The organism is Ruegeria sp. SATB027 (assembly GCF_059613825.1).
Genome location: NZ_JBXWTH010000049.1, coordinates 83,403 through 95,903 on the forward strand (window position 1 = coordinate 83,403; position 12,501 = coordinate 95,903).

The following is a 12,501-nucleotide window of genomic DNA, read 5'->3' on the forward strand; positions in this document are numbered from 1 at the left end:
TGAGGAAATCACAATCGCTATAAAACAATGGCAAGAATTATGGGTAACGCCGCCACGGAAAGTACGGTGGACACCATGACCATGCCGGCAACGGCATCGGAATCGGCTTCAAATCGTTCTGCCAACAAGTATGAGGTCACAGCGACCGGTGTACAAATTTGCAATACCAGAACGCCAAAGGCGACAGTGTCCAGATCAAACAACACCCCAATCCCCCAGCCCAACGCAAAGCAGACGATAAGTTTCAGGACTGACAGCCAGAGCGCTTGCCCCAGACTACGCGAGGTCAGGCGGGCGATTGCCACACCGACCGTGACCAACATCAGCGGAACAGCCATTTGCCCCAAAAGCTCTAACGTGTTGGTTAGAAATGTCGGAGTTTGCCACCCCTGCCACAAAAACACCGCACCCAGAATGGTCGCCCAAGCCATCGGCTGGCGTAAGACCTGTCCCCATGCGCCTTTTCCGGCGACTAGGTAGATCCCATAGGTGAAAGAAAACAGCGCGGTTACAGACAGAAAGATGACCGCGTAACCCAAACCAATCTGCCCGAACGCAAAGATACATAGCGGCAGGCCAAGATTGCCGGTATTGCCGAAAATCAGCGGTGACAGGTACGTGCGCTGATCCAGTTTCAATCCGCGAACAATCAACCAGAACACCCCAGCCAGCAGAAGATTTGCGACCAGAGTTGCCGACGTGAAACGCGACAAATCTCCGCCCGGAATGTCGGTTTGCATGAGTGCAACAAAGATCAGACTGGGCATTGCCAGCGTCGTTGCAAAGCGTGTCACAAATTGCAGCCGGTATTCGAACCCCAGTTTGACCCACGTAAAGCCAATGGCCGCCAAGAGAAAAACCGGGGCCACGATTTCGAACACTGTCAGTATTAGGTTCACAGACTGTTTCCCTGAATTTCACATCAATGATTGGCATTTCGGGCCAAAAACCGTTAGTAAATGCGGTGGGGGCCGAAACAATGTTAAAGACACGCGCGAAATACGGATTGGGCCAGGTGGTCCGTCACAAGAAACACCCTTTTCGAGGGGTGATTTTTGACGTGGACCCGGAATTTTCGAACACAGAAGAATGGTATCAGGCCATTCCGGAAGACAGCCGTCCGCGGAAAGAACAGCCGTTCTACCACCTGCTGGCAGAGAACGACCAATCCTTCTATGTTGCTTATGTTTCAGAACAAAATCTGGTTGCAGACTATTCTGGAGAGCCGGTCGAGCACCCGGATATCTCCAACATGTTCGGCCCGTTTGAAGACGGTGCTTACCCTCTGCATTTCCACCTGAACTAGGTTTGGCGAACCGGTCGGCATTGTACTGCGGCTGATCAGTATCCAAGGGCGCACCCATCTTTGCGCGGGTCGCTGGCACCTTCCAAAACACCGTCTTTTCGGATTCGGATCGCTTGCGCTCCTCCAAGCGGCGTTTCCGGAATTTCAATATTGTGTCCAATTTCAGACAATTGTTTCGCTACCTCTTCGGAATAGCTCCGCTCTAGTTTCAGGACATTCCCATCGAAAAAGGCGCGCGGCGCGTTGATGCTTTCCTGTAGTTCCAGCCCAAAGTCCCTAAGGTTCGAAACGAAACGCGCGTGCCCGGTCGGTTGATAAGCACCGCCCATGACGCCGAATGGCATCGTGACACGGTCATTCTCGGTCAACATCCCCGGTATGATCGTGTGCATCGGGCGCTTGCCGCCAGCCAGTTCATTGGGGTGACCCGGCTGAAGTGTGAACCCTGCGCCCCTGTTCTGAAGCAAGATACCGTATTTCTCGGATGCGATCCCTGATCCAAAGCCATGAAAGATCGAATAGATCAGCGACACAGCCATTAGGTCGCGATCGACCACCGTGATATAGACCGTGTCCTTGTGAATGGCTTCCGTCAAAGGTGCTGCTGCGGGCATTGCGCGTTTTGGGTCAATCAGTGCAGCCAGCCTGACCGCAACATCCAAATCAAGAAACCGCTCGGCCCGTGCGACATGATCGGGATCCGCAATGAACCGGTTGCGCGCGTCATAAGCCAGCTTGGTGGCTTCAGCCTCGATATGAACCCGTTCTGCTCCAAATGGATCCATACTGGCCAGATCGAATTGCTTTAGAATGTTCAGCAACAGGATCGCGGTTGCACCTTGGCCGTTTGGCGGGTGTTCGACCAGATCAACACCCTTGTAGGCTCCGCGCATGGGCTGCGTTTCAGTGCACTTGGTGCAGTGAAAGTCTTCGGCGGTGTGGACACCTCCGCGTGCAGACAGGGCCCGGATCATATCCTCGGCAATGTCTCCTGAATAAAATGCGTCGCGTCCCTGACTGGCGATCCTGCGCAAGACCTCAGCCTGACCGGGGGCGCGAAAGATCTGACCGATCACCGGTATCTGCCCATTGATCAGATAATGGTCACGCGCAGCACCCTGTAATGTGGCCGCCCCGGTTTTCCAGTCAAAAGCAACCCGAGGGGCCACCGGAACGCCAGCCTCGGCATAGTGGATTGCGGGTTCCAGAATCGCGCCCAGCCCCAATCGCCCTTCGGTTTCTGCAAGGTGACAGAAGGCGTCCACGGCACCGGGAACAGTCACCGCATCCGGACCGTTCAACGGTACAGACGACAGGCCTTTGTCCCGCAAGGGCTGCGCCCGCGCGGCGGCCGGTGCGCGACCCGATCCGTTCAATGCGCGTATCCGGTTTTCGCCCGCACGGCTGAACAAAACGAAACAATCGCCCCCCAACCCGGTCATCTGCGGTTCGCAGATGCCAAGCAGAACCGCACCTGCTATCGCGGCGTCCATGGCGTTGCCGCCGCGCTCAAGAATATCGATTGCCACTTTGGCGGCTAGCGGGTGCGACGTTGCGCACATCCCCCGCGTTGCAAAAACTTCCGACCGGCCAGGTTTGTGCAGATCACGCATGGTGGGTTCTTTCTCCTTCAAACAGGGGAAAGCTATTCTCTGATTGCCGGTTGTCCAGTCAATTCAAGTTTGGGGGGAGATCCTCGGCGCCGTTCACTGGGTGGGGGCTGTGATAATTGGCGCCGAGGGAAGCTATCTGAGCTACGAGTCACTGTATGGCGGCGATTTGCGGCGCGACAATGTTTCGAAAATGGCGTTATTGTGGCCAATTGCGGCTGATTACCCGTTCTTGTCAAAGTTAAATCGCAGGGATAGCCGATTGCACCCGTCGCGACGCTCATAACAGATGTCGCTGGTCAGTTGATGAATCAGGAACCAGCCGAACCCGCCTTCGGGCAAATCCTGAATGCGGGTTCCCAGTGGTGCCGGCGTTCCGTCTGGTGGTTCGTAGCCGGGCAATGGATGGCCCGTGTCCGAAATCAGAATGTCCAGCCGGTTTCTGTCCAATCGGCATGTCACCTGAACCCCGGCCGGGGCCACGTCCATATAGGCATGTTCCACAACGTTGTTGATTGCTTCTGCCAGTGCGATCTTGACGTCGTCCGCCTTGTGCGGAGGCAACCCTCGTTTCGCCAGTCCGGCGCTGAGTTTCGCAATCCCCGCGCTGGCTTCTGTTTCCGTTGCGGGAAAGCTCAATTCCAGGCAGGTCGCGTTACAAATGGGCTCCACGTTGTCGCACTCCTGCTGTTGTCACCTGTCTGATTCCGACAGGGCGTCATCCAGTGTTGCAAACAACCTGAACACGGTATCCATGCGCGTCAGGCGAAAGACCTTTTCCACCACGGGCTGCGGGCCTGCCAGATCAAGCCTTCGGTTCAGACCCAGTTGTTTCATGGAGGCCACGATTGCGCCCAGTCCGCTTGAATCGATGAACTCGACGCCTGACAGGTCCAGAACAACCCGATCGGCGCAGGCCTCGGTTTCTGCGCGCATGTCTTCTTTGAACTGAATGGCCATCGCAGCGTCGATCCGGTCAGAGTGAACCGTGATAATCTGTGTCGTACCGTCTGATGTGCTGGTCAGCCCCATGGTCCGGCCGCCCTCCAATCTGAAAATGAGTCGTAGAAATACGCTAGACGCGAATTCTTACCATTCGGTATTCAAGGGCCGGACGACAGGAGGATTATCCGGATGAGAGATGTTGTTATTGCAGGTGCTGCCAGAACGCCAATGGGTGGTTTTCAGGGCATGTTCGACGGTGTCGCAGCATCCGAGCTTGGCGGCGCAGCGATTCGTGCCGCGTTAAAGCAGGCAGGGGCGCAGACGGTTGACGAGGTGTTGATGGGATGTGTCCTGCCCGCAGGCCAGGGGCAGGCACCGGCGCGCCAGGCGGGTTTCGCGGCGGGCTTGGGCGAGGAGGTTCCCGCCACCACGCTGAACAAGATGTGTGGTTCCGGGATGAAGGCGGCGATGATGGCCTTCGACCAGATCGCATTGGGTCATGCGGAAACAATGGTCGCCGGAGGGATGGAGAGCATGACCAACGCGCCCTACCTGCTGCCGAAAATGCGGGGCGGCGCGCGCATCGGTCATGGTCAGGTGATCGACCACATGTTCCTTGATGGGCTGGAAGACGCCTATGACAAGGGCCGCCTGATGGGAACCTTTGCCGAAGATTGCGCCGAGGCGTATCAGTTCACCCGCGAAGCGCAGGATGAATATGCCTTGAAATCCTTGTCCAACGCACTTTCCGCGCAAGAAAGCGGTGCTTTCGAGGGCGAGATCGTCCCCGTCACAGTGCGCACGCGTAAGGGTGAGGTCGTACAGGTCGCTGATGAGCAACCCAAATCCGCCCGTCCCGAGAAAATTCCGACACTGAAACCGGCTTTCCGCAAGGACGGGACAGTAACCGCCGCCAATTCCTCGTCAATTTCCGACGGCGCGGCGGCGCTTGTTCTGGCGTCGGCTGAGGTGGCAGAAGCGCAAGGACTGACAGTTCGGGCCCGGATTCTGGGACATGCCAGCCATGCGCAGGCACCCGGACTTTTCACGACTGCACCGGTTCCGGCGGCGCAAAAGCTTCTGTCCCGCATCGGTTGGAACAAGGATGATGTCGACCTGTGGGAGGTCAACGAAGCCTTCGCAGTTGTGCCGATGGCTTTCATGCACGAAATGGGATTGCCGCGCGACAAGGTAAACGTAAATGGCGGGGCCTGCGCCTTGGGCCATCCTATTGGCGCATCTGGCGCCCGTATTATGGTCACTTTGTTGAACGCGCTCGAGAAACGAAATCTCAAGCGGGGGGTTGCTGCAATCTGTATCGGCGGCGGTGAAGGAACAGCTATCGCGATCGAACGCATTTGACCCTTCATCTTTTTCGAAATACTCCGGGGGTTCGGGGGCGGCGCCCCCGAGTTTTCCAAGGGGTTCGGGACCTATGACCGTCGATTACAGCGCGCTGGCAAGTACAATTGCAGCATTGACCGAAGGCGAAACCGATCAGGTTGCCCTGATGGCTACCGTTGCTTGCGAGGTCCACTATTCCGACGACCGTTTCGACTGGACCGGGTTTTACCGGGTGACAGAACCGGGCTTGCTTAAAATTGGCCCGTATCAGGGTGGCCATGGCTGCCTCGTCATCCCGTTCGAACGCGGCGTCTGCGGGGCGGCAGCGCGCACCGGCGAAGTGCAACTGGTGCCGGATGTGGATGCGTTTCCGGGTCACATCGCCTGCGCCTCGTCCACCCGATCCGAATTGGTTCTGCCGGTCCGGAACGCATCGGGCGAGCTGATTGCAGTTTTCGACATCGACAGCAATCAACCCGACGCGTTCTCAACCGAAGACGCGGATAACCTGTCCGCGATCCTGTCGAAGACCTTCACACAAGCCTGATTGATTTTCGGTCTGTACAAGGTGCGTCTACCGGTTTCCTCTTTTCGATTTCGCTCAGGGTTTGATAAAACAGGAAAGCCCGAACCGTATTGGATTAACCATGGTCCCAGGCCATTTCCGAACTCCGCGCCTCTCGGTTCGCAACTGGAAGGTTGAACTCGCCGATCCGCGATTGCGGGTTCGGCTTGAAGATGATCTTGCAGCGCTTCTGACCCCTGAGGTCCTGAAACACCTGCCGCCCCCGATGCAGTTGCAGGGCCAGAAGATTTCGAACTGGATTGATGACAGACGTGCTGAAAGCGATATTCTGCTTGCGCGCCAAAGCCGTGGTAACCACCTGATCGGCCTCATGGTGTTGGCCATGAGTTCTGACACCGAAGCAATTCCAAGCCTTCACATCGGCTATCTGATTGCTCAAACCGCTTGGGGGAATGGTTACGCCCCCGAGTTGCTGCAAGGCTTGCAGGACGCATTGACGCCTGGGCCTGCCGTGCGTCTCATTGCCGGGGTCGGGCGTGACAATCCAGGTTCAGCCCGCGTTCTGGAAAAAACAGGCTTTACGCTTTGGCCGGAGCGCGCCTCGGACACCGCCGATATTTATGTTTACCATATTAGCTGAGTGACCGAGCCGTCAGGGCATTGCCAGTCCGAAATATGGATTCACGTGAAAAAATGCTTGGAAATTTCATGAAATCGAGTCATCGTGAAAAAAGAGGTGAAATTTTCACGAACGTTGGAGCTATCCTTGAACAGTCAGGCCCCGCAAAGTGCGACACTCGGTGCTGATATCCGCGCGCTGCGCAAGGCGCGAGGATTGACGCTGAGTGATATTGCGATCCGGTTGGACAGGTCTGTGGGCTGGCTCAGCCAGGTTGAGCGTGACATGTCCGAGCCGTCGATTTCGGACCTCAGGCAGATCGCGGAATGCCTTGGCGTCCCCATGTCGATGTTGTTTGCGCATTCGGCGGCACCGGCGGACGAGCAGGGATATGTCGTGCGTGCCGGCTCGCGCCGCCCCATGGGGTCGGGCGAGGAAGGGTTGATCGAAGAGCTGCTCTCGCCGGATCTGACCGATGATTTTGAAATGGTGCATTCCACCTTCAAACCCAACTCGCAGATGCAGACACCGGCCAATCGCCCGACACAGGAAGTCGGATACATAATCTCGGGCAAGCTGGACCTGACAATCGGGGGACGCGCGTTCACGGTTGGGCCGGGTGACAGCTTTCGATTCCGACATGAACCCTATCAATGGGCCAACCCTTATGATGAGCCCGCTGTAGCCATCTGGGTTATCGCCCCGCCGGTTTATTGATGTCGTTCGAGGCCTGGACCATATTCGCGTTGTTCTGGGTGGTTTTCGTGACCACCCCGGGTCCGAACGCGGTCAATTGCATCTCGAACGGGATGAGCCTTCCGTTTCCAAAGGCAATGCTAAGCGTATTGGCTATTCTCACGCAGGCCAGCGCCTTTCTGATCCTGTCTGCGCTGGGTGTGACCGCCCTGATCGCCGCATCGCCGACCGGGTTCTTTGTCGCCAAGTTGATTGGCGCGGGATTTTTGATCTGGTTGGGGATTCGCGGCTGGATGAATGCGACAAAACCTGCACCAGCCTCCGAGCGTCCTGCGCGACATGTCTATCTGCACGCGCTTGCAGTGGCCACGATCAATCCCAAAAGCGTCGCCGGATATCTGGCCGCGTTTTCGCAGTTCGTTCAGCCCGAGGTCCCAATCTGGCAGCAGATGGGGGTTATCATGCCGACCGCGCTGGTCATCACCACACTCAGCTACACCGGCTTTACGGCGCTGGGCGCCTTGATGGGCAGGGCAGCGCTGGGCGCGGTGTTCAATATCTGGGTGCGCCGGATCATGGCGGCCTGTTTTGTCATCTACGGTGTGTTGTTGGGGACCAGCACCACACCCGCAATAAGGGGGTAGTCAGATGCACAAAGGATCCTGCCTTTGCGGCTCGGTCGCGTTCACGATCGACGGAGACCTGTCGCCACCTTCGGTCTGCCATTGCGGACAGTGCCGCAGACAGTCGGGCCATGTCTGGGCTTCGACTTCGACCCATAAGGACAACCTGAGTTTCTCGGCCAGTGACACACTAAGCTGGTATTGCGCGTCTGACATCGCCCGGCGCGGATTTTGCAGCAAATGTGGCTCGTTCCTCTTCTGGCAACACAACCAGGAAGATACGATTTCGATTTCCATGGGCGCGCTGGACGCACCCACAGGTCTTTCGCTCTCGAAGCACATCTTTGTGGCTGACAAGGGCGACTACTACGACATCACGGACGATCTGCCTCAAGAGGCACAGTAACAAGGATCAAAAACGCATGAGTGATTTTCCAACAAAAGCCCGCGTGGTCATAATCGGTGGCGGTGTGGTGGGGGCTTCCTCGCTGTATCACCTTGCCAAGAAAGGCTGGACCGATTGTGTTCTGCTGGAAAAGAACGAACTGACTGCCGGGTCGACCTGGCATGCGGCAGGGAACGTTCCGACCTTTTCGACCTCATGGGCGATCATGAACATGCAGCGCTACTCGACCGAGCTGTATGCGCGTCTGGGCGAGGAAGTCGATTACCCGATGAACTACCACCAGACCGGTTCGATCCGACTGGCGCATTCGAAAGAACGTGTGCAGGAGTTCGAGCGCGCCATGGCGATGGGCCGCTATCAGGGTATCCCGATGGAAATGTGGACCCCGGAAGAAGCGAAAGAGCGCTATCCCTTCCTGGAAACGCATGACCTTGAAGGTGTTCTCTACGACCCGACGGATGGTGATATCGATCCGGCGCAGCTGACCCAGGCGCTGGCCAAGGGCGCACGCGATATGGGGCAGAAGATCATCCGTTTCTGCCCGGCGACTGGCGTGACGCAGCATGATGACGGCACCTGGACCGTGCACACGGACAAAGGCGATATAGCCTGTGACTATGTTGTGAACGCAGCCGGGTATTATGCGCAGCGCGTGGGCGAATGGTTCAAGCCCTTCGGTGGCCGCACCGTTCCGGCAATGGTCATGAGTCACCAGTACCTGCTGACCGATGAAATCCCCGAGATCGAAGCATGGACCAAGCAAAGCGGTGCCAAGCTGCCGCTGCTGCGTGATGTGGATGTCTCGTACTACCTGCGGCAGGAAAAGAACGGCTTCAACCTTGGTCCTTACGAGCCCAACTGCAAGGGCCACTGGATGACCGAAGACGATCCGATGCCGGATGATTTCAGCTTTCAATTGTGGAATGACGATCTGGACCGCATCGAAGATATCGTCACCGATGCGATGGAGCGGGTGCCGCTGATGGCAACCTCGGGCGTTGGACGCGTCATCAACGGGCCGATCCCTTATGCGCCGGACGGGCTACCGCTGATCGGCCCGATGCCCGGTGTGAAAAACGCGTTCGAGGCGCATACTTTCACCTTCGGCATCGCGCAGGGCGGTGGCGCAGGCAAGGTTCTGGCCGAGTGGGTCGTTGATGGCGCGACCGAATGGGACATGTGGGCCGTCGATCCGCGGCGCTACACCGATTACACCGATCAGGATTATTGCAACCAGAAAGGCATGGAAGTCTATGGCAACGAATATGCCATGCATTTCCCGCACCATGAATGGCCTGCCGCGCGCGACAAGAAACTGTCGCCCGTGCATGACAAGGTCAAAGCGCTGGGTGGTGTAATGGGTGCCTATAACGGCTGGGAACGCGCCAACTGGTTTGCCCAGCCCGGCGATGACACCTCGCTCGACGCGACCCACACTTGGGGACGGTCCGGACCGTGGGAACAGCGGATCAAGGAAGAATGCGAGGCCGTGCGCGATCATTGTGGCGTGTTGGACCTGCCGGGCTTCTCGCGGTTCATGGTTAAGGGTGACGGCGCTGCCGAAGCTCTGCGCGGCCTTGCAACCGGCGGGCTGCCAAAGGTTGGCCGGATGAACCTGATCTATATCTCGGACGACCGTGGCCGCATCCTGACCGAAATGTCCTGCATCCGGCTGGGAGAAGAAGAGTTTATCATGATCACGGCGGCAACTGCGCAATGGCATGATCGTGATATCTTGATGAAGGCACTGCCTGCCGGGGTCTCAATCGAAGATGTCACCACCACACGCGACACGCTGATTGTGACCGGCCCGAAATCGCGTGAGATCCTGTCGTCTATGGCCGACGCCGATCTGACGTCGGGATGGCTGACCCATCAGTCCGCCACCGTCGCCGGCCAACCCGCCTATCTGATCCGCGTTTCCTTTGCCGGTGAACTGGGATGGGAGGTGCATGCACTGAACGAACACATGCCTGCGATCTACGACGCGATCATCGATGCCGGTGCCAAGCCGTTCGGGATGTATGCGCTGAACTCGCTGCGGATCGAAAAAGGGTACCGCGCCTGGAAGGGCGATCTGTCGACCGACTATTCCCTGCTTGAAGGCGGGTTGGAACGGTTCGTCAAGCTGGACAAACCGCAGGACTTCCCGGGCAAGGCCGCAATCCTGAACGAAAAGCAGCAAGGCGTGAAAAAGTCCTTCGTCACCCTGACCGTTGATGCGGGCGATTGTGACGCGCCGTATATGTCCTGCATCTGGCATGGCGATGAGATCGTGGGCGAAACCACATCCGGCGCATGGGGCTACCGTGTTGGTAAATCCATCGCGCTGGGCATGATCCGGGCCGAGCTTGCCAATCCCGGAACTGAGCTAGAGGTCGAAATCTACGGTCAGAAATGCCACGCTGTTGTAGAACTGGATCAACCGCTCTGGGATCCCGAGAACGAGCGGTTGCGGGCGTGACGCTTCCGGCGACCATGTCCGGCGTCTATCTGACCGGCCATGGCGGGCCGGAGGCGCTTGAATGGCGCGACGATATCCCAGTCCCGGCCCCTGGGCCGGGGCAGGTACTTGTTCGGGTCGCCGCGGCAGGTGTCAATAACACGGATATCAATACGCGGATCGGCTGGTATTCATCGGATGTCACCGGCGGGACGGATGCCGTCGATCAGGATGTTGAAGCCGGAGGGTGGGGCGGTGCACTGAACTTTCCCCGCATTCAGGGCGGCGATCTGTGCGGGATCGTTGAAGAGGTCGGGTCAAACACGGGGTTCAAAAAGGGCCAGCGTGTGACTTGTCCGATCAACCTGCCGCGTCCGAGCCCAAGAAACCCTCAGGGCTTTATTGCGCTTGGGTCTGAGATTGATGGGGCCTTTGCCCAATACTGTCTCGTTGAAGCAAATGACCTTTATGACGTAAGTGCTTCACCCCTTTCAGACGTGGAAATTGCGGCCATTCCCTGTGCCTTTGGTACTGCCGAAAACCTGCTGACCCGCGCAGGCGTGACGGCGGGACAAAAGGTTCTGATCACCGGCGCGTCAGGCGGCGTCGGTCTGGCGGCGGTGCGGCTTGCTGCGCTGCGCGGCGCATCGGTTTGGGGTGTGACGGCTGCAGCGAAGGCAGAGGTCGTCAAATCCCAAGGCGCGTTGGGCACATTTGGCCGGGATGAGCTGCCACCGCAGGATATGTTCGACGCGGTCATAGATGTGGTTGGCGGGCCCGCATGGGCATCGCTGATCCTTGCCTTGAAACCCGGCGGGCACTACGCCGTTTCTGGGGCGATCGCCGGTCCGATTGTCGAGGCTGATCTGCGGGACATCTATTTGCGGGACATCACCATTCACGGCTGCACGCATCAGGCACCCGAAGTCTTTGGCCGCCTAGTGGAGTTGATGAATTCCGGACGGATCAAACCACTGGTTTCCCGAACCTACCCGTTGAAGGATATCGCCCGCGCACAGGCCGATTTTCAGGCAAAGACCCTTCCGGGTAAACTCGTACTGCTGCCTTAAGGAGCAAGGACATGACAAAGATCACTCTGTTGGACGGTTCAATCGGACAGGAACTGGTCAAACGCAGCGGAGATCGGGCGACGCCGCTATGGTCCACGCGTGTGATGATCGACCACCCTGATCTGGTCGGCGCGGTGCATGGCGACTATTTCCGTTGTGGTGCCACGGTTGCCACCACCAATACCTATGCAGTCCACCGCTCTCGCCTTGTACGGGTGCGGATGGAGGACCAGATGCCCGCCCTTGTCGACACTGCCCTGACACAGGCCGAACGTGCCCGTATTTCGACCGGGGGGCGGATCGCCGGGTCTCTGGGGCCGCTTCTGGCATCTTACCGACCCGACCTGAACCCGGACCCGGCAGACGCAGCGGAAAAGTTTGCTGAACTTGTGGCTTTGATGGCTGCGCGCGTCGATCTGTTTCTGATCGAGACAGTGTCCTCGGTGCAGGAGGCCGAGGGCGCGCTGCGTGGAACGACCGGATGTGGCAAACCGGTCTGGCTGTCATTCACGGTCAATGACGACGATGGCAGTCGCCTCAGGTCCGGCGAACAGCTCAGGGATGTCGCGCCATTGGTTGAAGAGTTTTCGCCTGACGCGCTGCTGATCAATTGTTCGCGCCCCGAAGCGATCCCGGCTGCTCTGGGCATCCTGTCCGGAATGAACAAGCCCTATGGCGCTTACGCCAACGGCTTTACACATATTTCGGATGAGTTTCTAAAGGACGCGCCGACAGTGGATGCGTTGGATCAACGCCATGATCTTGGTCCCGATGCCTATGCGGATCACGTCATGCGTTGGGTCGATCAGGGGGCTACGATTGTCGGCGGGTGCTGCGAAATTGGCCCGGACCACATCGAAGCGCTGGCCAAGCGGTTGCGTGATGCCGGGCACGAGATCGTCTAAGGTGACAG

General features: G+C 58.0%; 14 protein-coding genes. 10 read left to right on the forward strand and 4 right to left on the reverse strand.

What is annotated here, in order from left to right:
• Positions 1-17 precede the first annotated feature (17 nt).
• Complete coding sequence (locus AC2FPW_RS15835; RefSeq protein ID WP_480833101.1) at positions 18-899, reverse strand: AEC family transporter; 882 nt, start codon at positions 897-899, stop codon at positions 18-20.
• 80 nt (positions 900-979) lie between these two features.
• Here AC2FPW_RS15835 and hspQ point away from each other — a divergent pair, with 80 nt between their 5' ends.
• Positions 980-1,306 (forward strand): heat shock protein HspQ, encoded by a 327-nt coding sequence (gene hspQ / locus AC2FPW_RS15840; RefSeq protein WP_209504966.1) that lies wholly within the window; start codon positions 980-982, stop codon positions 1,304-1,306.
• 35 nt (positions 1,307-1,341) lie between these two features.
• On the opposite strand, the gene AC2FPW_RS15845 is transcribed toward hspQ, so the two are convergent.
• The 3 genes from AC2FPW_RS15845 to AC2FPW_RS15855 form a co-directional block, all read right to left on the reverse strand.
• Positions 1,342-2,919, reverse strand: a complete 1,578-nt coding sequence (locus AC2FPW_RS15845; RefSeq protein WP_496814463.1) for a gamma-glutamyltransferase family protein — start codon at positions 2,917-2,919, stop codon at positions 1,342-1,344.
• 219 nt (positions 2,920-3,138) lie between these two features.
• Positions 3,139-3,588, reverse strand: a complete 450-nt coding sequence (locus AC2FPW_RS15850) for an ATP-binding protein (RefSeq protein ID WP_267365664.1) — start codon at positions 3,586-3,588, stop codon at positions 3,139-3,141.
• A gap of 21 nt (positions 3,589-3,609) precedes the next feature.
• Positions 3,610-3,948 carry an STAS domain-containing protein gene (locus AC2FPW_RS15855; RefSeq protein ID WP_496814465.1) on the reverse strand — a complete coding sequence of 113 codons (339 nt, stop codon included), beginning with the start codon at positions 3,946-3,948 and terminating at the stop codon, positions 3,610-3,612.
• Positions 3,949-4,050: 102 nt separating this feature from the next.
• Here AC2FPW_RS15855 and AC2FPW_RS15860 point away from each other — a divergent pair, with 102 nt between their 5' ends.
• The 9 genes from AC2FPW_RS15860 to AC2FPW_RS15900 all read left to right on the forward strand — a co-directional run bounded on the left by AC2FPW_RS15860 (position 4,051) and on the right by AC2FPW_RS15900 (position 12,493).
• Positions 4,051-5,223 (forward strand): thiolase family protein, encoded by a 1,173-nt coding sequence (locus AC2FPW_RS15860; RefSeq protein WP_496814467.1) that lies wholly within the window; start codon positions 4,051-4,053, stop codon positions 5,221-5,223.
• A 73-nt stretch (positions 5,224-5,296) separates the two neighbouring features.
• Positions 5,297-5,752, forward strand: a complete 456-nt coding sequence (locus tag AC2FPW_RS15865) for a GAF domain-containing protein (protein ID WP_496814468.1) — start codon at positions 5,297-5,299, stop codon at positions 5,750-5,752.
• 100 nt (positions 5,753-5,852) lie between these two features.
• A complete protein-coding gene (locus tag AC2FPW_RS15870) occupies positions 5,853-6,371 on the forward strand; it encodes a GNAT family N-acetyltransferase (RefSeq protein WP_496814470.1) in 519 nt (172 codons plus the stop codon).
• A 126-nt stretch (positions 6,372-6,497) separates the two neighbouring features.
• Positions 6,498-7,067, forward strand: coding sequence for a helix-turn-helix domain-containing protein (locus AC2FPW_RS15875; RefSeq protein ID WP_480911448.1), 570 nt, complete (start codon positions 6,498-6,500; stop codon positions 7,065-7,067).
• Complete coding sequence (locus AC2FPW_RS15880) at positions 7,067-7,690, forward strand: LysE family translocator (RefSeq protein WP_480911447.1); 624 nt, start codon at positions 7,067-7,069, stop codon at positions 7,688-7,690. The genes AC2FPW_RS15875 and AC2FPW_RS15880 overlap by 1 nt, the downstream gene beginning before the upstream one ends.
• Positions 7,691-7,694: 4 nt before the next feature.
• Entirely contained in the window at positions 7,695-8,075 is a 381-nt protein-coding gene (locus tag AC2FPW_RS15885; RefSeq protein ID WP_267365883.1) for a GFA family protein, read from the forward strand.
• 16 nt (positions 8,076-8,091) lie between these two features.
• Positions 8,092-10,539 carry a GcvT family protein gene (locus tag AC2FPW_RS15890; RefSeq protein ID WP_496814471.1) on the forward strand — a complete coding sequence of 816 codons (2,448 nt, stop codon included), beginning with the start codon at positions 8,092-8,094 and terminating at the stop codon, positions 10,537-10,539.
• Positions 10,540-10,553: 14 nt separating this feature from the next.
• Positions 10,554-11,588, forward strand: coding sequence for an alcohol dehydrogenase family protein (locus tag AC2FPW_RS15895; RefSeq protein WP_496814501.1), 1,035 nt, complete (start codon positions 10,554-10,556; stop codon positions 11,586-11,588).
• A gap of 11 nt (positions 11,589-11,599) precedes the next feature.
• Positions 11,600-12,493, forward strand: a complete 894-nt coding sequence (locus tag AC2FPW_RS15900; RefSeq protein ID WP_496814473.1) for a homocysteine S-methyltransferase family protein — start codon at positions 11,600-11,602, stop codon at positions 12,491-12,493.
• The last annotated feature ends 8 nt before the right edge of the window (positions 12,494-12,501 follow it).

Excerpts from the sequence above, each read along its gene's own strand:
- AC2FPW_RS15860 (WP_496814467.1), top strand. The coding sequence starts at position 4,051 with ATGAGAGATGTTGTTATTGCAGGTGCTGCCAGAACGCCAATGGGTGGT.
- AC2FPW_RS15865 (WP_496814468.1), top strand. The coding sequence starts at position 5,297 with ATGACCGTCGATTACAGCGCGCTGGCAAGTACAATTGCAGCATTGACC.
- AC2FPW_RS15870 (WP_496814470.1), top strand. The coding sequence starts at position 5,853 with ATGGTCCCAGGCCATTTCCGAACTCCGCGCCTCTCGGTTCGCAACTGG.
- AC2FPW_RS15880 (WP_480911447.1), top strand. The coding sequence starts at position 7,067 with ATGTCGTTCGAGGCCTGGACCATATTCGCGTTGTTCTGGGTGGTTTTC.
- hspQ (WP_209504966.1), top strand. The coding sequence starts at position 980 with ATGTTAAAGACACGCGCGAAATACGGATTGGGCCAGGTGGTCCGTCAC.
- AC2FPW_RS15885 (WP_267365883.1), top strand. The coding sequence starts at position 7,695 with ATGCACAAAGGATCCTGCCTTTGCGGCTCGGTCGCGTTCACGATCGAC.
- AC2FPW_RS15845 (WP_496814463.1), bottom strand. The coding sequence starts at position 2,919 with ATGCGTGATCTGCACAAACCTGGCCGGTCGGAAGTTTTTGCAACGCGG.
- AC2FPW_RS15890 (WP_496814471.1), top strand. The coding sequence starts at position 8,092 with ATGAGTGATTTTCCAACAAAAGCCCGCGTGGTCATAATCGGTGGCGGT.
- AC2FPW_RS15900 (WP_496814473.1), top strand. The coding sequence starts at position 11,600 with ATGACAAAGATCACTCTGTTGGACGGTTCAATCGGACAGGAACTGGTC.
- AC2FPW_RS15855 (WP_496814465.1), bottom strand. The coding sequence starts at position 3,948 with ATGGGGCTGACCAGCACATCAGACGGTACGACACAGATTATCACGGTT.
- AC2FPW_RS15895 (WP_496814501.1), top strand. The coding sequence starts at position 10,554 with ATGTCCGGCGTCTATCTGACCGGCCATGGCGGGCCGGAGGCGCTTGAA.